This is a genomic window from Yersinia fenwicki, from assembly GCF_043099325.1.
GTDB lineage: Bacteria > Pseudomonadota > Gammaproteobacteria > Enterobacterales > Enterobacteriaceae > Yersinia.
Genome location: NZ_CP170755.1, coordinates 3116425 through 3139426, shown reverse-complemented (window position 1 = coordinate 3139426; position 23002 = coordinate 3116425). Strand labels below are relative to the sequence as shown.

Sequence of the window (23002 nt, the reverse complement as noted above, 5' to 3'; positions counted from 1 at the left end):
GCGATAGTAGCATAAGTGATTGGGGATAAAACTCACGTCAGTTGAGAAAAGTTCTCATTATTTGATAAGCCAAATATTATAATATAACTATGCTGTTCTCATTTGGCTGGGCAATTTTTCCTGTTGATATTGATAAATATCGCCATCAGGAATAAAGGTTAGCCGGTGGGTAATGCATTGCGGTGCATCTTCTGCGTGGTGAGAAACGAACAACAATTGTGTCTCACCTTCACTGATCATCACATCAATAAAACGGCGCACTAACAATCGGTTAAGTGGATCTAACCCTTGTAATGGCTCATCGAGAATCAGTAGAGCAGGGTGTTTTACCAGCGCTCTGGCGATCAGGGCTAAGCGCTGTTGCCCCCACGATAAGCTATGGAAAGGCTGTTCGGCCGTCATTGCAGATAACCCCAGTAACGCCAGCCATTCATCGGTAAGTTGCTGCTGCCGGTCTGATACAGCCTGATAAATACCAATTGAATCGAAAAAGCCCGATAAAATCACCGTGCGCAGATTGGTACTGACCCGATAGTCCAAATGCAAGCTACTGCTGACATAACCGATATGACGTTTAATATCCCAGATGGTTTCCCCACTGCCACGACGGCGGCCAAACAGGGTTAAATCATTACTGTAACCTTGTGGATGGTCACCTGTGATTAAGCTGAGTAAGGTTGATTTCCCGGCGCCATTCTGGCCGATAATTTGCCAATGCTCGCCTGGATTCACCTGCCAGTTCAGGTTATGCAAAATAGGGCGGTCATTATATTTCACCACTCCATTTTTCAATATAATCAGTGGATTGTCTTGCGATAAATGAATTTGCTGCTGTGGGTTTTCCGTTTCTGGCAGTAATAATCCCTCAAGGTTTTCGCTGTGTGCCAGTTGAGCAATCAGCGCCTGGGAAAGGATCTGCTGGCGTGGGCCGGTATGAGTCAACTGGCAATCCGCCAGTACGCCGACGTATTGTACAAAATCGGGAATATCGTCAAAGCGGTTAAGCACTAAAACCAGCGTGACGCCTTGCGCTGAAAGTGTGGACAACATGCTGGCCAACTGCGCACGGGCAGCTACATCCAAACCATCAAAGGGCTCATCCAGAATCAACAGGTCGGGTTGTGGCATCAGTGCCCGGCATAACAATGTTTTGCGAGTTTCACCGGTCGAAAGATACTTAAAACGACGTGAGAGTAAGTGGCTAATGCCAAATTGTTCTGCCAGTTGCTGACAGCGCTGCGGATCGCTGAATGCTTCCTGGATGATTTCGGCCGTAGTGCGCCCGGTATCATCTTCATCGGCGCTTAGTAAATCGGTATTATTACGCTGCCATTCTTCACTAACTAACTGTTGCAGTTGCTCGAAAGACAAACGGACAATATGGTTGAAATTGCTCTGGCGACTGCCACTTAGCAGGATAAGTTCTCCTGCTAAGGCTTTGGCAAGCGACGATTTACCACTGCCATTGGCACCAACAAATGCCCAGCTATCGCTTGTCTGCTGCTTATCACCAGACGAGATACGTAACTCTGGCAAGATGAGTGTCCGGGTGTCGCTTAGACGAAAACAACCTTGCGCTATTTGCAATTCAGACATCATCTTTCCCATATTCTGCAACACAATAATATGTGTAGGAATAGGCGGGAAGGGACAAAATGTCAACAGGTAAATGCTTACCTGTGATTGATAACTAACATGAATTACTCAACATAGTGTGGCGATGATGACACGATCAGCATTGAACTGGGCAATAACATCACTTCCCACGCGCAAATTCAGTTTGTGCAATTCGCTGTTATTTTGTGTCGAGCAGAGAGTGGCTCCTCCGGCTAACGTCACGATAACTTCACTGTGTTCATTACCCGGCTCAATACTGCTAACGGTGCCTGGCAGAGAGTTATCCGCCGCCCCCGCGAGCGCTTGATCAGTGATAAGTTTTATCCAGGGCGCTTTAATCAATGCCAACACTTCTTTACCCGCCACAAGTTGTAGCCGATCAGCACTTTGCTGGGTGATTGCGGCAGATAAACGGGTTTTCCCATCGGATAACAGAATATTGACGTGTTGCTGAACCTGCTGATGGTCACGCTCTATCACCGTACCGAAGAACTGGTTACGGGCGCTGGTTTGCAGAGAGAAACGAGAAATGGCGGCCAGCAAGCTATCCAGTGGCATCGAATCGTCTTTTAAAGCATCAAATGCTTTTTGTTGAATTTGCGCCAGCAAATCATAGAGCTGAATTAAACGCTCACCATAGCGAGTCAGGGAAGCGCCACCGCCACCTTTGCCGCCGGTTGCCCGCTCGACCAGTGTTTCTTCAGCTAATGTATTCATTTCATTGATGGCATCCCAGGCGCTTTTATAGCTAATACCCGCGAGTTTCGCGCCCTGACTGATTGAACCGGTATTTTGTATTTGTTTGAGTAATGAGATACGTCGTGGATCGGCAAACAGTCGCTGCTGAAGTTTTAAAGTGAGTAGGATTTCGGCCTGCATGATTTTTAGCTCCAGCGGGAAACGCGTATTGTGACTCAACAGTCGGTATGTATCTAATAAACATCAAGTGCGTAGCGCTAACGCCCAATCGCACGTTTGGCAGGTTACATTCTTTTCGTGTGGGTTAGAATAACCGCATTCATTCATTGCTTATATAATTTACACAGAATGATATCTATTGGTTATTGTGATAACGTAGGTTATCGCTCTATAAAGTAGTCATGAGAGGTTAGTATGTTAGATCTTTTGAAAAGCCTGCTTTTTGCTGTGGTCATGGTACCCGTAGTGATGGCAGTGATTTTGGGCATGATCTATGGCCTGGGTGAGGTGTTTAACATCATCTCTAAAACGGGTCACACGAAAGAACGCTCTTAATTAGATAGTTGCTGTTTCTAACGCAATTGTCTCTATTTCATAAATGCCTGGCGTATTGACGCTGGGCATTTTCGTTTTTATCTTTTGCTTCATTATCTTCACTTCTCTTGTAGCAACTCAAGATACCTCACATCTTGCCGATAAATTGCATGACCTGCCCATGATGTTACGTTATATTTCAAAGTATACAGCGGTATAACTCATGCGGAGAACAAGATGAAGAATCAATACGGTAAAGTGAATAAATGGGTTGCGAGTGCAGCGTTGCTGGCAGCATTTTCCAGTTCTGCCATGGCGGCGGATATTACAGTTTTTGCAGCTGCCTCTTTGACTAATGCGCTGCAAGATATCGCGGTACAATATAAAAAAGAGAAGCAAGTTGATGTGGTGGCTTCTTACGCTTCATCCTCTACTCTGGCACGCCAGATTGAGCAGGGTGCTCCGGCTGACTTGTTTATCTCAGCTGATCAGCAATGGATGGATTATGCCATTGATAAGCAACAAATGGTTGCTAACACCCGCTATACCCTGTTAGGTAATGAGTTAGTATTGATTGCGCCAAAAGACAGCAAAATTACCAAAGTTGAGATTGATAAAAAAACAGATTGGAAGAAATTGTTAGAGGGGGGGCGTCTGGCTGTTGGCGATCCTGATCATGTTCCTGCTGGGATTTATGCCAAAGAGTCATTGGAGAATTTAGGTGCCTGGACAACTTTAGCCCCAGAAATGGCTCGCGCCAATAACGTGCGCAGTGCTATGGCACTGGTTGAACGGGCAGAGGCGCCACTGGGTATCGTCTACGGCTCAGATGCTATAGCCAGCGATAAAGTGAAAGTTGTAGGGGTATTCCCGGAAGCTAGTCATAAGCCGGTTGAATACCCAATGGCGATTGTTAAGGGTCATGAAAATCCTACCGTTACTGCTTTTTATGATTACCTGAAAAGCCCGGCAGCGGCTATTATTTTCGAAAAATATGGATTTACTACACGCTAATGATATTGAGTGAGTATGAGTGGCAGGCCATTATTCTGAGCCTGAAGGTTTCCGGTGTGGCGGTAGTGTGCAGTTTGCCGTTAGGTATTTTGATGGCATGGATTTTAGTGCGCTGCCGTTTCCCCGGTAAGTCTTTGTTAGATAGCATTATTCACTTACCACTGGTGCTGCCGCCAGTGGTTATTGGTTATTTGCTGCTGATAAGCATGGGCCGCCGCGGTTTTATTGGTGAGTGGCTTTATAGCTGGTTTGGCATTAATTTCAGTTTCAGTTGGCGCGGCGCGGCATTGGCCTCGGCGGTGGTGGCTTTCCCATTGATGGTCAGGGCTATCCGTCTGGCGTTGGAAGCGGTCGATACCCGTCTGGAGCTAGCTGCACGTACTCTCGGAGCAAACCCGTGGCGGGTGTTTTTCACCATCACGTTACCGCTTTCTTTACCGGGTGTGATTGCCGGTACGGTACTTTCTTTTGCCCGTTCGCTAGGGGAATTTGGTGCTACCATCACTTTCGTTTCCAATATTCCCGGCGAAACCCGCACCATTCCATTAGCCATGTACACCTTGATTGAAACGCCCGGCGCTGAAGCAGCGGCGGCGCGGCTGTGTATTATCGCCATTATTCTGTCGCTGGTTTCTCTGTTGTTATCTGAATGGCTGGCTCGTTGGGGTAAAAAGCGCATGGGGGTATCATGCTAGAACTGGATTTCAGCCAACAACTGGGTGATTTGCATTTACAAGTGAGCACTAATTTACCCGCCCAAGGCATCACCGCTATTTTTGGTTTGTCAGGAGCCGGTAAGACCTCGCTGATCAATGTGATTGGTGGCCTGACTCGCCCGCAGCAAGGCAAAGTTGTACTTAATGGTCGGGTGCTGGTGGATGCAGAACAGAATATTTATCTGCCACCGGAAAAACGGCGGGTAGGTTATGTCTTTCAGGATGCGCGTTTGTTCCCCCATTATCGCGTAATGGGTAACCTGCAATATGGTATGAACCCGTCAATGCGTAGGCAGTTTGATACCATTGTGGGGTTATTGGGCATCGAGGCGTTATTAGAGCGCTTCCCGCTAACCCTCTCTGGTGGCGAAAAGCAGCGGGTAGCGATTGGCCGTGCTTTGCTCACAGCTCCTGAGCTGTTGTTGATGGATGAGCCTTTAGCCTCACTGGATTTACCGCGTAAGCGTGAGCTGTTGCCGTATCTGGAGCGGTTGGCGCAAGACGTCAATACACCGATATTGTATGTCAGCCACAGCATGGATGAGATTTTACGTTTGGCAGATCAAGTGGTGGTGATGGATGCAGGTAAAGTCCGTGCTGTTGGTGGCTTGGAAGAGGTGTGGGCCAGTAGTGCATTGCGTCCGTGGCTGCAACGTGAAGAGCCGAGCAGCATATTGCGAGTGAGTGTCATTGGTCATCATGATCGTTACGCGATGACGGCACTGGCATTAAACGACCAGCGGTTATGGGTCGGAAAGCTGGAGGCGCAAGAGGGTGAACTAATGCGCATCCGGATAAATGCGGCCGATGTCTCATTGGTATTACAGCCACCGCAAAACAGCAGTATTCGCAATATTTTGCCAGTCAAAATAGCCGAATGCCTCGAAGTTGATGGGCAGATTGATGTCAAACTGGCTGTTGGCGACCAATGGTTATGGGCAAGAATTACGCCGTGGGCGCGGGATGAACTGGGGCTGAAACCCGGTCAGTGGGTGTATGCACAGATAAAAAGTGTATCGTTTAATCGTAAGAATTGAGTGTGTGAAACGTTCTGCCACTAACTTCTGCTAGTCAAGGGTCGACCACTCCTAGGGGCGCTCCGACGGCTTACGCCGTTACGACCCCAACAGAGTGTTTCCCCTTGATTCAGCTTTATGAGTTGTCTGAAGCTGGTCTAACAGAGTAATTGTACTCTTTTGACTAAACTATCAAGCCAACACATGCTGGCGGATAACCGCCGCAATGCCCGGTTGTTCGTTATCGGCAATCACCAGGTCGGCCCGTTGTTTGATGGCATCAGCGCTGTTGCCCATCGCTACACCTAAACCGGCGCTCTCAAGCATGCTCAGGTCATTAAAATTGTCACCAAAAGCGACCACGTCTTTCATACTCAAACCTTGAGATTCGACCCATTGTTGTAGGCGCATCCCTTTACTATTTCCGGCTTGAGCGATATCCACCTGATCATGCCACGACCATTCACATGCCAGCCCCATTTCATCTTCTACTTTGGTTGCAAATGCTTTTAGCTGGTCGATATCAGCATGGGAAGTGGCAAATTTCCAAATAGCATTAGCACTGTGGGCGGCATCTAACAAGCTATCGACCTGAAGCAGGGTCGGACGTTGGGCCACCGGCAATGACTCGGCCCAACTTAGCGAGCGAACGACATGCCCGCTACTCTGTTGATAAAGCATCGCATCGTCGACATACATTAGCCCGTGGATATCACTTTGCTCCAGCAACTGTAATACCTGAACGGCCTGCTGAGGTTCTAATGGGTTGGAATCTAAAACTTTTTTGGCTTGATAATCATATATGTAAGTACCATTACAGCAAATCGCTGGCGTGTCGAGTTCAAGCGCTTGATAAAACGGATGAATCGCCACATGATGGCGACCTGTGACGACCACAACCTTGACGCCTTCAGCGCGGGCTTGCGCCAGTGCGGACAAAGAGTCAGGCAAAATACGTTTCTTGCTGTCCAGCAGCGTTCCATCCAAATCCAATGCAATAATACGGTATGTCATAGTGATGCTAATCCCAGGCGAGAAATAATATGTTTGCATAGTATTTTCTGATGGTACACCGGATAAGCAGTTGATTAAACCTGACTGGGTAAGCACCCGCATCAACGGCTAAAAATAAGCAGAATAAGTTTTGATCTTCACGATGGTGGGCTGTTGTTATGTCTGCTCAGTCAGGTAAGCTAGGCTAAATTATTCGCAATTTTGCAATTGTGTTAAGTGCTGGGTTTGTTTGGAAAGACAAATTCGGCCAATGAAAGTTGCCTATATTCTAAATAATTCGAGTTGCAATAAGGCGGCAAGCAAGTGAGTCCCGGCCAGTCAATGAGTCGGGTGATCGAACGAAGCCAACACACATGCAGCTTGAAGTATGACGAGTATAATGGGCTCGACTAAGGAGTAAAGATGAAGCAAGTGGTTTACGTGGCAAGCCCAGACAGTCAGCAGATCCATGTCTGGCAATTAGGTTCCACCGGTGAATTAACCTTACTGCAAACGGTGGAAGTACCGGGCCAGGTGCAGCCGATGACAATCAACCCGAACCAGCGCCATTTGTATGTTGGCGTTCGCCCTGATTTTGGCATCGTTAGCTATAATATTGCCGATGATGGCACCTTGACTGCTGCGGGTATGGCACCATTGCCAGGTAGTCCAACTCATATAGGGACGGATCTGCAAGGCCGTTTCTTGTTCTCTGCTTCTTACAGTTTCAATTGTGTCAGTATCAGCCCTATTGATGAACATGGTGTGGTACAAGCGCCTATTCAGCAACTTGAGGATCTACCCGCACCCCACTCAGCAAATATTGACCCAACCAATCAAATCCTGCTGGTGCCTTGTCTGAAAGAAGACAAAGTGCGCTTATTTGATTTGAGTACCGAGGGCAAATTGACGCCACATGCGCAGTCTGATGTGACGGTTGCCGCCGGTGCTGGCCCACGCCATATGGCTTTCCACCCTAATCAGCAGGTCGCTTATTGTGTCAATGAGCTGAATAGCTCGGTTGATGTATACCAAATCAGCGATAACGGCCAGGAATATAAGATCATTCAAACATTGGATGCCATGCCTGCCGACTTTACTGACACCCGTTGGGCAGCTGATATCCACATCACGCCAAATGGCCGCCATTTGTACATTAGCGATCGTACTGCCAGTCTGTTGGGTATTTTTAGTGTTTCTGAAGATGGTCGTGAGATTGCGTTGGTGGGGCATCATCAGACTGAAGCCCAGCCGCGTGGCTTTAATATTGACCACAGCGGCCAGTTCCTGATCTCTTCCGGCCAGAAATCCGATCATATCGAAGTATATCGTATCGATCAGACTAGCGGTGAGTTGACAACCCTCAAGCGCTATCCGGTTGGGAAAGGCCCAATGTGGGTCAGCATTTTGGCGAAATAGGCTATTTTACTTGCCATTTTGAATTTGGGCAGTGCTCGTAATCCTCACGTACTTTTTGTACGCTCCGGTTACTGTGCGCTGTCCGCATCCAAACTGACTGCGACAATGACGCCAATAAGGTCATTTTTCTAATTGGCGCTGTTCACGGCAGAAGCCACTGCATCTGTCAGTCGGGTTAATGCTTCTGGCGAAACAATATAAGGTGGCATCAGGTAAATAAGCTTGCCAAAAGGCCTGATCCACACCCCTTGTTCGACAAAACCGCGTTGCAGTCGAGCGACGTTAACTGGCTCCTTCATTTCCACTACTCCGATAGCCCCTAATACCCGCACATCAGCGACTGTTTTATGCTCTGCCAATGGTAAAAGCACTTGTTTCAATTGAATTTCGATGGAAGCCACTTGCTGTTGCCAGCGATTCTCTGCCAATAGACTCAGGCTGGCCGAAGCCACCGCGCAAGCCAACGGATTTGCCATAAATGTCGGCCCATGCATAAAGCACCCAGCATCACCGTTACTGATGGTTTCTGCCACTTTTCGGGTGGTTAGTGTGGCGGATAAAGTCAAATAGCCCCCCGTCAGTGCCTTACCTAAACAGAGAATATCCGGCACGATTTGCGCGTGTTCACAGGCAAAAAGTTTACCGGTGCGGCCAAATCCTGTGGCGATTTCATCAGCGATCAATAAAATATTATATTGATCGCACAAGGCCCTTACCTCACGCAGATAGGCGGGGTGATAGATACGCATCCCGCCCGCGCCTTGCACTATGGGCTCCAAAATCACCGCTGCAATCTCACCGGCGTGTTTTGCCATCATTGCAGCAAAATCGGTGATGTCTTCCGGGTTCCATGTCTCATCAAAGCGGCTTTGTGGTGCGGTGGCGAACAGATTTTCGGCTAAATAACCTTGATACAAACTGTGCATGGAGTTCTGCGGATCACACACTGACATCGCGCCGAAGGTATCGCCATGATAGCCGTGGCGCAGGGTCAAAATCCGCTGCCGCCGTTCCCCTTTTGCCTGCCAGTATTGTAATGCCATTTTCAGCGCAACCTCGACCGCCACCGAGCCAGAATCAGCAAGAAACACACATTCCAGCGCTGGCGGGGTAATGGCGACCAACTGTTGGCAAAGCTTCACCGCTGGCGGGTGGGTGATACCGCCAAACATCACATGTGACATCTTATCCAACTGCTGATGTGCCGCCTGATTCAGTGCCGGATGGTTGTATCCGTGGATCGCCGCCCACCATGACGACATACCATCAATTAGCCGTCGGCCATCGGCCAGTTGCAGCTCAACACCTTCGGCGGCAACTACCGGATAACAGGGCAATGGGTCGGTCATTGAAGTGTAGGGATGCCAGATGTGGCGTTGATCAAAAGCCAGGTCAGAATGTGTCATGAGAATTTATTGTAAACCAAAATGATGCAAGAATGGTTGACAGTATATCGTGTTTATTTACACTGACGACACTTTTTCTCTTCTTTGGAGAAGCCGTAATGGCAAATTATCTTCGCTGGACAGTCGGGCAAGCCCAGGCCCTGTTTGAAAAACCGTTGCTGGATTTATTATTTGAAGCTCAGCAGATTCATCGTCAGCATTTTGATCCACGCCAGGTTCAAGTCAGTACTTTGTTGTCGATTAAAACCGGCGCTTGCCCGGAAGATTGCAAATATTGTCCACAAAGCTCGCGTTACAAGACCGGGCTGGAAAGTGAGCGGTTAATGCAGGTTGAGCAAGTGCTGGAATCTGCGAAAAAAGCCAAAGCTGCGGGTTCAACCCGTTTTTGTATGGGAGCGGCCTGGAAAAACCCGCATGAGCGCGATATGCCTTATCTGGAAAAAATGGTCGAAGGCGTTAAGGCGATGGGCATGGAAACCTGCATGACCTTGGGGACTTTGGATAAGCAGCAAGCTCACCGTTTGGCAGACGCCGGACTAGATTATTACAACCACAATCTGGATACCTCGCCGGAATTCTACGGCAGCATCATCACCACCCGCAGTTATCAGGAGCGGCTTGATACCTTAAGCGAAGTGCGCGATGCGGGGATAAAAGTCTGTTCCGGCGGAATTGTTGGGCTAGGCGAAACCGTTCGTGACCGTGCCGGCTTGCTGGTGCAACTGGCTAATTTGCCGAAACCACCAGAAAGCGTGCCGATCAACATGCTGGTCAAAGTGAAAGGTACACCGCTGGAAAATAACGACGATGTGGATGCTTTCGAGTTTATTCGCACCATCGCGGTCGCCCGCATTATGATGCCCACTTCCTATGTGCGGCTCTCTGCTGGCCGTGAGCAGATGAATGAACAAACGCAGGCTATGTGCTTTATGGCTGGAGCTAATTCCATTTTCTACGGCTGTAAATTACTCACCACACCGAATCCGGAAGAAGATAAAGATTTACAGCTATTCCGTAAATTGGGGCTGAACCCGCAGCAAACCGCAACACAGCACGGTGATCGCGAACAGCAACAGGCTTTGACCGAGCAATTATTGCATAGTGATTCCTTGCCCGAAGACTCCGTTCAATTTTATAACGCGGCCCACTGATGAGCTGGCAGAACAAAATAGATCTCGGCCTGCAACAGCGGCACGAGGCGGCCGCTTATCGTTGCCGTCAAGTCAATAATGGGGCGAATGGGCGCTGGTTACAGACTGGCGCGCAGCAATATCTCAACTTTTCCAGCAATGACTATTTAGGGTTGAGTCAGGATGCTGCGGTTATTGCGGCTTGGCAACAGGGGGCGCAGCGCTATGGCGTGGGGAGCGGCGGTTCAGGTCATGTTACGGGCTATAGCTTGCCTCATGCTCAATTGGAACAACAATTGGCTGACTGGTTGGGTTATCCGCGTGCCTTGTTGTTTATCTCTGGTTTTGCCGCCAATCAGGCTGTATTGACGGCGTTGACCGCTGCGGATGACCGAATTTTGGCCGATAAACTCAGCCATGCCTCTTTGCTGGAAGCCGCTACGCACTCTCCGGCGCAACTTCGGCGTTTTGCTCACAATCAACCTGATTCACTGCATAAACTGCTTAATAAGCCGTGTTCAGGTCAAACTTTGGTGGTGACAGAAGGCGTTTTTAGCATGGATGGTGACAGCGCACCGCTAGTAGCTATACAGCAACATACGGCGGCGGCGAGGGGCTGGTTATTGGTAGACGACGCTCATGGTATCGGCGTGCGAGGGGCTGCAGGGCGGGGAAGTTGTGAGTTGCAAGGTGTGAAACCTGAACTGCTGGTGGTGACTTTTGGTAAAGCGTTTGGCTTGAGTGGTGCGGCGGTGTTATGTCAGGAGCCGGTAGCCGAATACTTGCTGCAATATGCTCGTCACCTGATTTACAGCACAGCAATGCCACCGGCGCAGGCCTGTGCTCTGCAAGCCGCGCTACTACGTATTCAGCAAGGTGATGATTTGCGCCAACGCCTCCAGCAACGCATTACACAATTTCGCTGCGGTGCGGCAGCTTTACCGCTGCAATTAGGGGCATCTGAAACGGCCATTCAGCCACTATTGGTCGGCGACAATCAACAAACAGTGGCATTGGCAGAACAGCTACGCGCTGCGGGCTTGTGGGTCACCGCCATTCGTCCTCCGACAGTTCCTCCCGGTGGCGCAAGATTGCGTATTACCCTAAGTGCCGCTCATGAGAGTGAAGATATTGAGCGTCTGTTGGAGGTGCTGCATGGCGTTTGTCACTGAAAATTTACCACCAGCAAGAGCCAGTAAACCCGCAGTAAATCAGCCAACAGTGAATAAATCAGCAATTGCAGCGGCTTTTAGTCGAGCGGCAGGCAGTTACGATATCGCTGCCGATTTGCAACGGGAAACCGGTGATGTTCTGTTGGCCCTTGGGGGGCAACATCCGGGGATGTCAGTATTGGATGCTGGCTGTGGTACTGGGCATTTCAGCCGCCTTTGGCGCGAGCGCGGTAAGCAGGTTATTGCATTGGATCTGGCTGCGGGCATGTTGGAGCACGCCCGCCAACATAAAGCTGCTGATGACTACCTTCTAGGCGATATAGAGAGTATTCCACTGTCAGATCAATCGGTTGATATCTGTTTTAGCAACTTAGCTGTGCAGTGGTGCACCGATTTATCTGCGGCGCTGGCTGAACTGTATCGGGTCACTCGCCCTGGCGGGATCATCCTGTTTTCCACTCTGGCCGACGGCTCGCTGGATGAATTGGGGCAGGCGTGGCAACAGGTTGATGGTAAGCGGCATGTGAACGATTTCCTCCCATTTAAGCATATCAGCGCGGCTTGTCAGGAATATCGCCATACCCTGACACCGCAGATATATCGGCAACAGTTTCCGAATGTCATCGCCCTTATGCGATCGCTACAGGGCATTGGTGCCACGCATTTACATCAAGGGCGCAAGGCTGGGTTGAATGGCCGCAAGCGCTTCATGGCCTTGCAGCAGGCTTATAGCATGCAATCGGGTTACTACCCGCTGAGTTACCATTTAGTTTATGGGGTTATTTATCGTGATTAGACGTTGGTTTATCACTGGCACAGATACCGATGTCGGTAAGACTGTTGCCAGTTGTGCATTGTTGCAAGCCGCAGCCCTCCAAGGCTTCCAGACCGCCGGTTATAAACCGGTAGCATCTGGCAGCCAGATGACGGCCGATGGCTTGCGTAACAGTGACGCTCTGGCATTACAGGCGAACAGTACTCAAATATTATCTTATACACAGGTGAATCCGCTGACACTGCTAGAAGCGACCTCGCCGCATATTGCCAGTGTCAGTGAAGGGCAGGAGATTCATTTGCCGGTCTTATCACAAGGCTTGCGCCAACTTGAGCAATCATCTGACTGGATATTAGTCGAAGGGGCAGGGGGCTGGTTTACGCCCCTTTCGTCACAGGCAACTTTTGCCGATTGGGTGCAGCAGGAACAATTGCCCGTGATAATGGTTGTTGGGGTAAAACTTGGCTGCATCAATCATGCACTATTGACGGCTTTGGCGATTGAGCAAGCGGGGGTACCTTTGGCCGGCTGGGTGGCGAATGAGGTGATACCAGCAGGGCGGCGGCAAACTGAATACCTGGTAACACTGAAACGGATGATAAACGCACCGTTACTAGGAGTGGTTCCCCATATCACGGATTTCGCCACTTCTCCGGTAACAGAGCGACGTGATCTTGGCCGCTATCTGGATCTGAGCTTATTAGCAGTGCAAAGGTAAATATGTATTTTTAGCCATGTTGTGGCTAAAAGGGCTAATAACAGGTATTAGCCCACTATTTCGTCTGGCATAACTTGAGTGTGCGCATAGCTGTGTTGAGTCATCTCAACTGGCCAAATGCTCAATAATCATATTTTCATCCAATTGATCTAACGTCCCTTGCGCCACATTTCGCCCACCTGCCATCAAACAAAATCTATCTGCAACATGTTGAATAAACGGTAATCTATGTTCGACTAGCAATACCGTCATGCCAAAGCTACGGCTAAGTTGGTGCAGGATATTGCCAATATCCTCACTCAGTGGCGGCAATGTACCGTTTCCTGGCTCATCCAGAATAAGCAATTCAGGTTCGGCGACTAGCGCGCGGGCAATCGCCAACTGTTGTTGCTGATTACGGGTAAGTTCTCCACCCCGTTGATGACGTTTATCATATAACAGAGGGAACAGCTCAAAAACCCAGCCGGGGATATGGCGTGATTTATGCCCAGCGAGCACAGCTATCAACATATTCTCCTCAACACTCATTTGGGAGAATATCTGTTGCCCTTGCGGAACATAGCCGATGCCCAGCGCAGTACGTCCCTCAACAGGTTGCTGTAACAAATTCTGCGGCGGTTCATGGTTCGGCTGCCAAGTCATGGTGCCACTCATAACGGGAAGATGGCCCATGATGCAATTAATTAATGTGGTTTTCCCTACGCCATTACGCCCAATAAGGCAGGTGCATTGGCCGCGGGGAATCTCTAAATTGATATCCCAAAGAATATGGTTCTGGCCATAGTATTGATTCACAGCGGTTAAACTCAGCATCAGTGCTTCTCCTCAGTCGATCTCAGTTGCTCACAGGTATCCCGGTGTTCTGTAACGGCTAGTGAAGGATTAACCAGCAAATCTGCATACTTGGTAGCGGCAGCACTGCATAAAACACCACATTTCTAGCGGGTGGTTGCGAGTGTCTTTTGTTCCTCAAACAAGTAAGCAACTCTTGGGCCAAGTTGCGATAAAATACGTATGTTAACGAACTGTAAATGGTTTTGGCGTGCACGGGGAAACTAAAACGACTAAAACAGCTAGAGGACCAGTGGTGAGTGGGGTTTTATTGCACTCAAGCAGTGCTATAAAGAAAATAATGGTGCAACAAAAATACAGCACTTATGACACTGCTGAGTGGTCTCGCGGCGAGGACTAAAATTATAGAATTAGCAAATAGATTTGTTAGCACTAATTGAAATATGCGGTGAAATAAAAATGTAAAAAAAACACTAAAAAAGTCAGTTTGTCACTATTACATCGTCAAGATTAGCTTTTCGCTAACACGCGGCCCTTATGGGGTTGAATGAGTTATCCACCATTCCTGTGGATAACCTTGTGCATTAGCCATAGAAAACTGATGGCAGACGAGAGCGGACGCGGCTTCCGCTCCTGTTGTCCGGATTCTCGACTTTTTGATAAAGTTTTTTATTTTCAATGAGTTAATTAAAATCAAGCGTTAGAAAAATATAGCCGACACACATGGATAATCTTTAATCAATTAACTATCAATAATGTGTCAATGTTCATGGCTGGGGATAAAAATACTTTTAGGGTGAAAATGCTATCCACGTATCACTGTAATAATGCGTGCAATACTACATTGAGATAAATTTCGGCATTTTGGTGCTTGAAGCTGGTTTTATATCCAGTATCATAGCAGTGGCAAAAATCTATGGGGCTTTCATAATTAGCCTCCTGACAGTTTGTATTTCTCCAGCGGGTAGCTAATTCATGAGTAAATCATTCAAACTACATTCTGAGTTTAAGCCAGCAGGTGATCAGCCTGAGGCCATCCGGAAACTGGAGGAGGGGCTGGAAAATGGTCTGGCTCATCAGACGCTGTTGGGGGTAACCGGCTCGGGCAAAACCTTTACGGTAGCCAATGTTATTGCTGACCTGAATCGGCCCACCATGGTGTTAGCGCCCAATAAGACCTTGGCCGCACAGCTTTATGGTGAGATGAAAGAGTTCTTTCCCGAGAATGCGGTGGAATATTTTGTCTCCTATTATGACTATTATCAACCCGAAGCTTATGTACCAAGTTCAGACACCTTTATCGAGAAAGACGCCTCGGTAAACGAACATATCGAACAAATGCGGCTATCAGCCACCAAGGCATTGCTGGAGCGGCGCGACGTGATAGTGGTCGCCTCGGTCTCTGCCATTTATGGTCTGGGTGATCCTGATTTATACCTGAAAATGATGCTGCATTTGACCAAAGGTATGATAATCGACCAACGCTCTATTTTGCGGCGCTTATCAGAATTGCAATACAGTCGCAACGACCAGGTGTTTCAGCGCGGCACTTTCCGGGTACGTGGCGAGGTTATCGATATCTTCCCGGCAGAGTCTGATGAATGGGCACTGCGCGTAGAGTTGTTTGATGAGGAAGTGGAGCGGCTGTCTATATTTGATCCACTAACCGGCCAGCTACAACATGAGGTTCCACGTTTTACTGTTTATCCTAAAACGCACTACGTTACTCCACGGGAGCGTATTTTACAGGCGATGGAAGACATCAAGGTTGAGCTCGCTGAGCGGCGTAAGGTACTGCTAGCTAACAACAAATTGATTGAAGAACAGCGTATTACCCAGCGAACCCAATTTGACCTCGAAATGATGAATGAGCTGGGTTATTGCTCCGGTATAGAAAACTATTCCCGCTATCTTTCGGGGCGTGGGCCGGGAGAGCCGCCACCAACGCTATTCGATTATCTGCCATCAGATGGTTTGCTGATTGTCGATGAATCCCACGTTACCATCCCGCAAATCGGCGGTATGTACAAAGGTGACCGCTCACGTAAAGAAACATTGGTGGAGTATGGCTTCCGGCTACCCTCAGCGCTGGATAACCGCCCAATGCGTTTTGAAGAGTTCGAAGCGCTGGCACCACAAACTATCTATGTTTCGGCCACTCCCGGTAAATATGAGCTGGAAAAATCCGGCGGTGATGTTATCGATCAAGTAGTGCGTCCAACCGGCTTGCTGGATCCATTGATTGAGGTGCGGCCTGTAGCAACGCAGGTGGATGACTTGCTATCAGAGATCCGCATTCGCGCTGCGATTAATGAGCGGGTGCTGGTCACTACACTGACCAAACGCATGGCTGAGGACTTAACCGAGTATCTGATAGAGCATGGCGCGCGGGTGCGTTACCTGCATTCGGATATTGATACCGTGGAACGCGTAGAGATTATCCGTGATTTGCGTTTGGGTGAGTTTGATGTGCTGGTGGGGATCAACTTATTACGAGAAGGACTAGATATGCCGGAGGTTTCTCTCGTCGCCATCCTTGATGCTGATAAAGAAGGTTTCCTGCGCTCTGAGCGCTCCTTGATCCAGACCATTGGCCGTGCAGCACGTAACCTTAATGGTAAAGCCATTCTTTATGGTGACAGAATTACGGCTTCAATGGAAAAAGCCATTGGTGAAACAGAGCGACGCCGAGCCAAACAGCAAGCTTACAATGAAGAGCGCGGTATTATCCCACAAGGGCTAAACAAGAAGATCGGCGATATTCTGCAATTGGGTCAACCCTCTACCCGTGGCAAAGGGAAGGGACGGGGTGGCAAAGTTGCTGATACCAACAACTACCAATCTCTGGCACCAAAAGCACTTGATCAGAAAATCCGTGAATTGGAAGCGAAGATGTACATCCACGCGCAAAATCTTGAGTTTGAGCAGGCGGCAGAATTACGCGATCAGGTGCACCAGTTACGCCAGCAGTTCATCGCTATATCTTAATTTCTTGCGGCATAGCTCGATTCCTCGTAAGGTGTGCCGCTAAAATTAGGGTTAATAGATAAATAAAAGGGCAAATGATGAGTGACCATGTATCAAAAGATCCGTTACACGGTATTACTCTTGAACAACTGTTGACCAAATTGGTTGAGCATTATGGTTGGGAAGAGTTGGCGTACCGCATTCGCATCAACTGTTTTACCAGCTCACCCAGTATCAAATCTAGCCTGAAGTTTTTGCGACGTACGCCGTGGGCACGAACTAAAGTGGAAGAGCTTTATATCCACATGAATGAGACCGCTGCTTTGGAAGAAAAATCTCGCAAGTAACCTTGTTCGCCCATTTATACCGAGCCTGCGCCACCTAATTGTTGCAAGGTGGCTTCCAGCGCCTGACGCAGTAACTCGCGGTCATGGCGATAGGGAATATCTTTGGCCTCCAAAGGCTGCTGGATAATGATTCTGTCCGTAACGCCGCTGATATCGATGTGCGGACTTACAATTGCTGCATCGATAATTTTTCTGCCAATCTTACTTTCCATTATTTCTAGCTTTTCGTGTAATGACAGTTCAGCGGCTGCAACACTTAGCTCACGCCCCAAATTGCCAATATAAATCATGCTGGCAGAGCTGCGTCGCAGGGCTTGAGTGAGGTCATCGAGTAATAACAGCGGCATCAGGCTGGTTAAGAAACTACCCGGCCCGATTAAAATGACATCGGCCTTACCAATAGCTTCAACCGCTTCTTTAGTCGCGTGGACATGGGGGGATAGCAGCAAATCTTTCGGCATATGCGTAAGTTGGTCAATGTTCACTTCGCCGTAAACCGGGTGCCCCTCATTATCGATAGCGAGCAAGTCGACGGGGTGTTCTGACATAGGAATCAACCAAGCATCGACTTTCAGCAAACTGCGTACCAGATTAATGGCTTCAATGGGGCGGATGCTGAGATGGTCCAGTGCTTTTAGCATTAAATTGCCCAGATTATGGCCTGCCAGTTCGCCATTACCGGTAAATCGGTATTCGAACATTGCGGAAGCCACACTGGGTTCTGTTATCAATTGATTCAGACAGTTACGCGTGTCACCCCAGGCAATCCCCCCCTCTGAACGACGTATACGTCCAGTTGAACCGCCATTATCTGTAGTAGTAACAATACCAGTCAGGCGTGAACCTAAAGGGGACAGGGCTGACATTACTCGTCCCAGCCCATGGCCTCCCCCTAAAGCAACCACCCGATCGAGGTCCGCTAATGTGCGATTTCGCATATTTTTCCTGCCTAAATATTGTAATAAGCATAGCTAATGGTGAAATTGCTGCATAAGTTAACGGATTTGCCACCAAAACGCGATATAAGCCAAGATTTTCGTGATTTTAAACAAAGTATTAGCCCCTCAATAAAATAAGCTCAATAACGATAAGTTTTGTTATATAAGTCGTTGTATATAAATATATATAGCGAAAAACAGCAATTGGCTATCTTAGGGTTTTAGCGTTAGAATCTGTAGGAGAAGTGGGGTTTTTAGCGATTAGCGGCTATACCCAAATGACTTTTTAACCATGGTTCAGTTAGCAGTGAGCACAGTGACTGAGCACAAACTCCTAGCCTTAGTGTCTACGTTGTTGCGTTTATGGACAATATGATGCTCTGGCCGTGGCTTTAAGCCACCAGGGTGCGAGGTAGAAATGCCTGCATCTCCCGTATTTGGAAAGGTGTTATGGTACAACTTACAGACGCATTTGCGCGCAAGTTCTATTACTTGCGCCTATCGATTACCGATGTGTGTAATTTTCGCTGCACATATTGCCTGCCAGATGGTTACCGGCCGGACGGATTAAAAAGTTTTCTCAGCCTTGACGAAATAAGCCGCGTCAGCCGGGCATTTGCCCTATTGGGAACAGAAAAAATCCGTTTGACGGGGGGCGAACCCTCTATGCGTCGCGATTTTACCGATATCATCGCCACTATTCGTCAAAATCCTGCAATCCGCACCTTAGCAGTGACCACCAATGGTTACCGTTTAGCGCGTGATGCCACCCAGTGGCGTGAGGCGGGGTTGACGGCAATTAATGTCAGTGTTGATAGCCTCGACCCACGGCAGTTTCATGCCATCACCGGGCAAGATAAATTTCATCAAGTGATGCAAGGCATTGATGCCGCTTTTGATGCGGGTTTTGAGAAAGTCAAAATCAATGCCGTGCTGATGCGAGATGTCAATGACAAGAATCTCGGTGCATTCCTTAACTGGATAAAATCTCGTCCGATTCAACTGCGATTTATCGAGCTGATGGAGACCGGTGAAGGCGGTAATTTGTTTCGCAAACACCATGTTTCCGGTAGCGTCATCCGCCAGCAATTGCTCCAGCAGGGTTGGCAACAGCAAGAGCGCGCGCGTAGCGATGGCCCGGCTCAGGTGTTCCATCATCCGGACTACTTAGGGGAGATTGGGCTTATCATGCCATATGAGAAAGACTTCTGTGCGAGTTGTAATCGCCTGCGTGTTTCAGCGCTGGGAAACTTGCACTTATGCTTATTTGGCGAGCAGGGCATTACGCTGCGTGATTTGTTGGCCAGTGATGACCAGCAACATGAGTTAATGGCGAGGATTCAAAGCGCATTGCAAACCAAAAAGCAAACTCATTTCTTGCATCAAGGCAACAGCGGTATTACACAGAATTTATCGTTTATTGGTGGCTGATTAGCTGCAATATCAAGAACAGAGGTTATCTATGACCCAACTGACTCATATTAATGCCGCTGGCGAAGCCCATATGGTGGATGTTTCCGCCAAAGCTGACACTGTACGTGAAGCTCGAGCGGAAGCGTTTGTTGAAATGCAGGCCACGACATTGGCGATGATTATCGAGGGTAGCCATCATAAAGGTGATGTGTTTGCCACCGCACGAATTGCTGGCATCCAAGCGGCCAAAAAAACCTGGGAATTAATTCCCCTGTGCCATCCGCTGCTGCTTACCAAAGTGGAAGTCCAGCTGGAAGCGCAACCGGAACACAATAGAGTTCGCATCGAATCCAGCTGCCGCTTGACTGGTAAAACCGGGGTGGAAATGGAAGCCCTCACTGCGGCTTCCGTTGCGGCCCTGACTATTTACGACATGTGTAAAGCCGTACAAAAAGACATGATAATTGGCCCGGTTCGCTTGTTGGCAAAAAGTGGCGGAAAATCCGGTGATTTCAAGGTGAGCCCATGATTCAGATTCTGTTTTTTGCTCAGGTTCGTGAGCTGGTGGGAACTGACTGCTTGCAACTGGCAGCTGAATTTCCAACGGTAGAAGCTTTGCGTCAATCCCTATGTCAGCGGGGTGAGCGTTGGCAGATAGCACTTGAAGAAGGTAAATTGCTTACTGCGGTGAATCAATCGCTAGTTAACATGCAGCACCCTTTGGTCGCGGGAGATGAAGTGGCTTTCTTCCCACCAGTGACGGGAGGCTGATGATGGACAACACGCGTATTCGTGTCGGGCCGGAAGCATTTAATGTCGGTGAGGAGTACATCTGGTTGTCACAGTGTGATGAAGATGGCGCTGTGGTGACCTTTACCGGCAAAGTCCGAAACCATAATTTAGGGGCTAATGTCAGTGCATTAACGTTGGAGCATTATCCAGGGATGACAGAAAAAGCGCTGGAAGAAATTATTGCCCAAGCGCGCAGCCGCTGGCCCTTACAGCGTATATCTGTTATTCATCGGGTTGGGCCGCTGTTTCCTGGCGATGAAATTGTTTTTGTCGGTGTGACCAGTGCTCATCGCAGTATGGCGTTTGAGTCGGCTGAGTTTATTATGGATTATCTGAAAACACGGGCACCCTTCTGGAAACGCGAAGCAACCACTGATGGTGAACGTTGGGTCGAATCACGAGACAGTGATCATGCTGCCGCTAAGCGTTGGTAAACTGTACGTAAACCCGTGTAAAGATCAGCCCTAAACATCTATTTTTACTCCTTTGTTTGCCCTATTTCTGTGGTACCCTTAAAGGGTCGGTGGGCTGTCAGTTGATAGCCTGTATCATTATTTATATGCATAAGGTAACTACCATGGATCGCTATCCACGCTCTAATGGTTCAATTGTCGAACGTGCCAACTCTGGCATTCAGGCATATATGGCGCAGGTATACGGCTGGATGACCTGTGGTCTGTTATTAACAGCAGTAGTCGCTTGGTACGCAGCGAACACGCCTGCGGTAATGAATTTTATCTTCTCCAGCCAGATCACCTTTTTCGGACTAATTATTGTTCAGCTAGGTCTGGTGTTTGTTATTTCTGGCATGGTTAATCGCCTAAGCGGTTCAATGGCAACCAGCCTATTTATGCTTTATTCGGCGCTGACGGGCCTGACACTTTCTAGCATTCTTATCATGTACACTGGCGCTTCCATTGCCAGCACGTTTATTATTTGTGCCGGGATGTTTGGTGCGATGAGTGTGTATGGCTATACCACTAAACGTGATTTGAGTGGTATGGGTAGCATGCTGTTTATGGGCTTGATCGGTATTGTGTTGGCTTCTATCGTTAATATCTGGCTGAAAAGCACGGCATTGATGTGGGCTGTCACTTATATCGGTGTGTTAGTGTTTGTTGGCCTGACTGCTTACGATACACAGAAACTGAAAAATATGGGCGCGCAGTTGGATTCGAATGATAGAGATAATTTCCGTAAATATTCTATCGTCGGCGCATTGACTCTGTATCTTGATTTCATCAACTTGTTCCTGATGCTACTGCGGATTTTCGGTAACCGCCGCTAAGTAAGTTGATCAAGGGTTGCGACTCGGCAAATTTGCCTGGCGTACACTGCTCAATATTTGAAAGGACACCAGATTGGTGTCCTTTTTGCTTTTGGGTGACCGTATCGACAGTACTAACGATTAAACTCGCTACGCGATTTTACGTCTAAACATTCCATATGCCACACTCCCAGTAGAGGCCGTTATCACCAACAGTGGCCACAAGCTGTGCCAGATAATATCGAAGCTGGCATCTTTGAGATAAATCTGTTTGGTGATGTCAGTAAAGTGGCGGATAGGATTGATCCATGTGATGTTTTGCAGCCAAATGGGCATGTTTTCCACTGGGGAGACATAACCAGAAAGCAGGATTGCCGGCATCATAAAGACAAATACGCCGATAAATGCTTGCTGCTGAGTGGAGCATAGCGATGAAATCAATAAGCCAAAACCGACCAGTGACAGGCCGTAGAGCAACATAGTGCCGTAGAAAAGTGCCAGTGACCCCGCAAAAGGAATTTGGTAGAAAAATATCCCGATAAACAACACAATAGTGGCCTGGAATGTGGCCACTATTAGCGCCGGAACCGCTTTGCCGATAAAAATCTGCCAAGTTGTCAGTGGCGAAACCAAAAGTTGCTCCAACGTACCTTGTTCTCGTTCTCGCGCCACTGATAGCGACGTCACAATCAGTACGCCGATAGTTGTAATCATCGCAATTAATGAAGGTACTACAAACCATTTGTAATCCAAGTTCGGGTTATACCAGTTTCGGATGACTAACTCGCTGTTATTGGGCTTAACTTGTCCCTTAGTCAATTCTAATTGGTACTCTTGCACGATTTGCTGAATGTAATTTGCCGCTATCTGAGCACTGTTGGAATTGCGCCCATCTAATACGAGTTGGAGCTGAGTCATTTTGCCATTGGCCAAATCTGCACTGAACTGTTCAGGGAAGCGAATCAACAGCAGCGCTTTCTGATTATCAATGACAGGTTGAATCTCTTGTGGACTGTGCAGCAGCAAGACGTGAGAAAAGGCTTCGGCTTTAGCAAAGCGCTGTGTGAGTTCGACCGAGGCCTTACCGCTGTCTTCGCTGTAAATGGCGATAGTGGCATTGGTCACTTCTAATGTGGCGGCGAATGGGAATAAGAGCACTTGCAATATCACTGGCATGATTAATATCGCACGGGTTTGTGGTTCACGAAGTAGCGACTGCAACTCTTTAATAATCAATGTGTAGAGGCGATGAAACATTGCCAACTCCCTTCTGCTAA

Annotated in this window: 23 protein-coding genes and 1 riboswitch; of the genes, 16 read left to right on the top strand and 7 right to left on the bottom strand. The window is 48.3% G+C overall.

Translation table 11 applies throughout. The annotated features are described in order from the left end of the window. Positions 1–87: 87 nt before the first annotated feature. Positions 88–1596 (bottom strand): molybdate ABC transporter ATP-binding protein ModF, encoded by a 1509-nt coding sequence (gene modF / locus ACF3VQ_RS14325; RefSeq protein WP_392435598.1) that lies wholly within the window; start codon positions 1594–1596, stop codon positions 88–90. 108 nt (positions 1597–1704) lie between these two features. Continuing rightward, on the bottom strand, positions 1705–2496 hold the full coding sequence (gene modE, locus ACF3VQ_RS14320; RefSeq protein WP_392431791.1) for a molybdenum-dependent transcriptional regulator: 792 nt from the start codon (positions 2494–2496) through the stop codon (positions 1705–1707). Between the two features lie 234 nt (positions 2497–2730). Here modE and ACF3VQ_RS14315 point away from each other — a divergent pair, with 234 nt between their 5' ends. The 4 genes from ACF3VQ_RS14315 (at position 2731) to modC (ending at position 5617) form a co-directional block, all read left to right on the top strand. Then, a complete protein-coding gene (locus ACF3VQ_RS14315) occupies positions 2731–2871 on the top strand; it encodes an AcrZ family multidrug efflux pump-associated protein (protein WP_005158974.1) in 141 nt (46 codons plus the stop codon). Between the two features lie 216 nt (positions 2872–3087). Beyond that, complete coding sequence (modA, locus tag ACF3VQ_RS14310) at positions 3088–3864, top strand: molybdate ABC transporter substrate-binding protein (RefSeq protein WP_392431789.1); 777 nt, start codon at positions 3088–3090, stop codon at positions 3862–3864. Continuing rightward, positions 3864–4559 (top strand): molybdate ABC transporter permease subunit, encoded by a 696-nt coding sequence (modB, locus tag ACF3VQ_RS14305; RefSeq protein WP_392431787.1) that lies wholly within the window; start codon positions 3864–3866, stop codon positions 4557–4559. Before modA ends, modB begins: the two co-directional genes overlap by 1 nt. Next, positions 4553–5617 (top strand): molybdenum ABC transporter ATP-binding protein ModC, encoded by a 1065-nt coding sequence (modC, locus tag ACF3VQ_RS14300; RefSeq protein ID WP_392431785.1) that lies wholly within the window; start codon positions 4553–4555, stop codon positions 5615–5617. Before modB ends, modC begins: the two co-directional genes overlap by 7 nt. A 171-nt stretch (positions 5618–5788) precedes the next feature. On the opposite strand, the gene ACF3VQ_RS14295 is transcribed toward modC, so the two are convergent. Further along, positions 5789–6610 carry a pyridoxal phosphatase gene (locus ACF3VQ_RS14295; RefSeq protein WP_392431783.1) on the bottom strand — a complete coding sequence of 274 codons (822 nt, stop codon included), beginning with the start codon at positions 6608–6610 and terminating at the stop codon, positions 5789–5791. A gap of 402 nt (positions 6611–7012) precedes the next feature. On the opposite strand from ACF3VQ_RS14295, the gene pgl reads away from it, so the two are divergent. Continuing rightward, positions 7013–8008, top strand: coding sequence for a 6-phosphogluconolactonase (pgl, locus tag ACF3VQ_RS14290; protein WP_392431781.1), 996 nt, complete (start codon positions 7013–7015; stop codon positions 8006–8008). Between the two features lie 128 nt (positions 8009–8136). Here pgl and bioA read toward each other — a convergent pair whose 3' ends face one another. Then, entirely contained in the window at positions 8137–9414 is a 1278-nt protein-coding gene (gene bioA, locus ACF3VQ_RS14285; RefSeq protein WP_392431780.1) for an adenosylmethionine--8-amino-7-oxononanoate transaminase, read from the bottom strand. A 98-nt stretch (positions 9415–9512) separates the two neighbouring features. Here bioA and bioB point away from each other — a divergent pair, with 98 nt between their 5' ends. Genes bioB through bioD form a run of 4 tightly spaced genes read left to right on the top strand, consistent with a single transcriptional unit; the run spans position 9513 to position 13209 of the window. Continuing rightward, positions 9513–10565 (top strand): biotin synthase BioB, encoded by a 1053-nt coding sequence (bioB, locus tag ACF3VQ_RS14280; protein ID WP_392431778.1) that lies wholly within the window; start codon positions 9513–9515, stop codon positions 10563–10565. Then, a complete protein-coding gene (gene bioF, locus ACF3VQ_RS14275) occupies positions 10565–11716 on the top strand; it encodes an 8-amino-7-oxononanoate synthase (RefSeq protein ID WP_392431776.1) in 1152 nt (383 codons plus the stop codon). The genes bioB and bioF overlap by 1 nt, the downstream gene beginning before the upstream one ends. Next, complete coding sequence (gene bioC, locus ACF3VQ_RS14270) at positions 11700–12512, top strand: malonyl-ACP O-methyltransferase BioC (RefSeq protein ID WP_392431774.1); 813 nt, start codon at positions 11700–11702, stop codon at positions 12510–12512. The genes bioF and bioC overlap by 17 nt, the downstream gene beginning before the upstream one ends. Continuing rightward, positions 12505–13209 (top strand): dethiobiotin synthase, encoded by a 705-nt coding sequence (gene bioD / locus ACF3VQ_RS14265; RefSeq protein ID WP_392431772.1) that lies wholly within the window; start codon positions 12505–12507, stop codon positions 13207–13209. Before bioC ends, bioD begins: the two co-directional genes overlap by 8 nt. A gap of 105 nt (positions 13210–13314) precedes the next feature. Here the strand turns inward: bioD and ACF3VQ_RS14260 are convergent, their stop codons facing one another. After that, positions 13315–14022, bottom strand: coding sequence for an ABC transporter ATP-binding protein (locus ACF3VQ_RS14260; protein ID WP_392431770.1), 708 nt, complete (start codon positions 14020–14022; stop codon positions 13315–13317). Between the two features lie 954 nt (positions 14023–14976). Between ACF3VQ_RS14260 and uvrB the strand changes: the two genes are divergently transcribed. Further along, positions 14977–16989 carry an excinuclease ABC subunit UvrB gene (gene uvrB, locus ACF3VQ_RS14255; RefSeq protein ID WP_392431768.1) on the top strand — a complete coding sequence of 671 codons (2013 nt, stop codon included), beginning with the start codon at positions 14977–14979 and terminating at the stop codon, positions 16987–16989. A 77-nt stretch (positions 16990–17066) separates the two neighbouring features. Further along, positions 17067–17315, top strand: a complete 249-nt coding sequence (locus ACF3VQ_RS14250; protein ID WP_005158944.1) for a VF530 family DNA-binding protein — start codon at positions 17067–17069, stop codon at positions 17313–17315. Between the two features lie 14 nt (positions 17316–17329). Here ACF3VQ_RS14250 and yvcK read toward each other — a convergent pair whose 3' ends face one another. Next, positions 17330–18253, bottom strand: a complete 924-nt coding sequence (yvcK, locus tag ACF3VQ_RS14245) for a uridine diphosphate-N-acetylglucosamine-binding protein YvcK (RefSeq protein ID WP_392431765.1) — start codon at positions 18251–18253, stop codon at positions 17330–17332. Positions 18254–18572: 319 nt separating this feature from the next. Then, positions 18573–18717: riboswitch (molybdenum cofactor riboswitch) on the top strand. Here yvcK and moaA point away from each other — a divergent pair. From moaA to ACF3VQ_RS14220, 5 genes are all read left to right on the top strand, one after another. Beyond that, the gene (gene moaA / locus ACF3VQ_RS14240; protein WP_392431763.1) at positions 18704–19684 is read left to right on the top strand and encodes a GTP 3',8-cyclase MoaA; all 981 of its coding nucleotides are present in this window, start codon (positions 18704–18706) and stop codon (positions 19682–19684) included. (Overlaps the previous riboswitch by 14 nt.) Positions 19685–19715: 31 nt before the next feature. Next, complete coding sequence (moaC, locus tag ACF3VQ_RS14235) at positions 19716–20195, top strand: cyclic pyranopterin monophosphate synthase MoaC (protein WP_392431762.1); 480 nt, start codon at positions 19716–19718, stop codon at positions 20193–20195. Then, positions 20192–20437 carry a molybdopterin synthase sulfur carrier subunit gene (gene moaD / locus ACF3VQ_RS14230; protein WP_392431760.1) on the top strand — a complete coding sequence of 82 codons (246 nt, stop codon included), beginning with the start codon at positions 20192–20194 and terminating at the stop codon, positions 20435–20437. Before moaC ends, moaD begins: the two co-directional genes overlap by 4 nt. A 2-nt stretch (positions 20438–20439) precedes the next feature. After that, entirely contained in the window at positions 20440–20892 is a 453-nt protein-coding gene (moaE, locus tag ACF3VQ_RS14225) for a molybdopterin synthase catalytic subunit MoaE (RefSeq protein WP_392435596.1), read from the top strand. A 143-nt stretch (positions 20893–21035) separates the two neighbouring features. Continuing rightward, on the top strand, positions 21036–21746 hold the full coding sequence (locus ACF3VQ_RS14220; protein WP_392431758.1) for a Bax inhibitor-1 family protein: 711 nt from the start codon (positions 21036–21038) through the stop codon (positions 21744–21746). Positions 21747–21875: 129 nt separating this feature from the next. Here the strand turns inward: ACF3VQ_RS14220 and ACF3VQ_RS14215 are convergent, their stop codons facing one another. Next, the gene (locus ACF3VQ_RS14215) at positions 21876–22982 is read right to left on the bottom strand and encodes an ABC transporter permease (RefSeq protein WP_392431756.1); all 1107 of its coding nucleotides are present in this window, start codon (positions 22980–22982) and stop codon (positions 21876–21878) included. Positions 22983–23002 lie beyond the last annotated feature (20 nt).

Bases quoted from the DNA above. Each gene is read 5' to 3' on its own strand.
- modF (WP_392435598.1), bottom strand. From the start codon at position 1,596: ATGTCTGAATTGCAAATAGCGCAAGGTTGTTTTCGTCTAAGCGACACC.
- modE (WP_392431791.1), bottom strand. From the start codon at position 2,496: ATGCAGGCCGAAATCCTACTCACTTTAAAACTTCAGCAGCGACTGTTT.
- ACF3VQ_RS14315 (WP_005158974.1), top strand. From the start codon at position 2,731: ATGTTAGATCTTTTGAAAAGCCTGCTTTTTGCTGTGGTCATGGTACCC.
- modA (WP_392431789.1), top strand. From the start codon at position 3,088: ATGAAGAATCAATACGGTAAAGTGAATAAATGGGTTGCGAGTGCAGCG.
- modB (WP_392431787.1), top strand. From the start codon at position 3,864: ATGATATTGAGTGAGTATGAGTGGCAGGCCATTATTCTGAGCCTGAAG.
- modC (WP_392431785.1), top strand. From the start codon at position 4,553: ATGCTAGAACTGGATTTCAGCCAACAACTGGGTGATTTGCATTTACAA.
- ACF3VQ_RS14295 (WP_392431783.1), bottom strand. From the start codon at position 6,610: ATGACATACCGTATTATTGCATTGGATTTGGATGGAACGCTGCTGGAC.
- pgl (WP_392431781.1), top strand. From the start codon at position 7,013: ATGAAGCAAGTGGTTTACGTGGCAAGCCCAGACAGTCAGCAGATCCAT.
- bioA (WP_392431780.1), bottom strand. From the start codon at position 9,414: ATGACACATTCTGACCTGGCTTTTGATCAACGCCACATCTGGCATCCC.
- bioB (WP_392431778.1), top strand. From the start codon at position 9,513: ATGGCAAATTATCTTCGCTGGACAGTCGGGCAAGCCCAGGCCCTGTTT.
- bioF (WP_392431776.1), top strand. From the start codon at position 10,565: ATGAGCTGGCAGAACAAAATAGATCTCGGCCTGCAACAGCGGCACGAG.
- bioC (WP_392431774.1), top strand. From the start codon at position 11,700: ATGGCGTTTGTCACTGAAAATTTACCACCAGCAAGAGCCAGTAAACCC.
- ACF3VQ_RS14260 (WP_392431770.1), bottom strand. From the start codon at position 14,022: ATGCTGAGTTTAACCGCTGTGAATCAATACTATGGCCAGAACCATATT.
- uvrB (WP_392431768.1), top strand. From the start codon at position 14,977: ATGAGTAAATCATTCAAACTACATTCTGAGTTTAAGCCAGCAGGTGAT.
- ACF3VQ_RS14250 (WP_005158944.1), top strand. From the start codon at position 17,067: ATGAGTGACCATGTATCAAAAGATCCGTTACACGGTATTACTCTTGAA.
- yvcK (WP_392431765.1), bottom strand. From the start codon at position 18,253: ATGCGAAATCGCACATTAGCGGACCTCGATCGGGTGGTTGCTTTAGGG.
- moaA (WP_392431763.1), top strand. From the start codon at position 18,704: ATGGTACAACTTACAGACGCATTTGCGCGCAAGTTCTATTACTTGCGC.
- moaC (WP_392431762.1), top strand. From the start codon at position 19,716: ATGACCCAACTGACTCATATTAATGCCGCTGGCGAAGCCCATATGGTG.
- moaD (WP_392431760.1), top strand. From the start codon at position 20,192: ATGATTCAGATTCTGTTTTTTGCTCAGGTTCGTGAGCTGGTGGGAACT.
- moaE (WP_392435596.1), top strand. From the start codon at position 20,440: ATGGACAACACGCGTATTCGTGTCGGGCCGGAAGCATTTAATGTCGGT.
- ACF3VQ_RS14220 (WP_392431758.1), top strand. From the start codon at position 21,036: ATGGATCGCTATCCACGCTCTAATGGTTCAATTGTCGAACGTGCCAAC.
- ACF3VQ_RS14215 (WP_392431756.1), bottom strand. From the start codon at position 22,982: ATGTTTCATCGCCTCTACACATTGATTATTAAAGAGTTGCAGTCGCTA.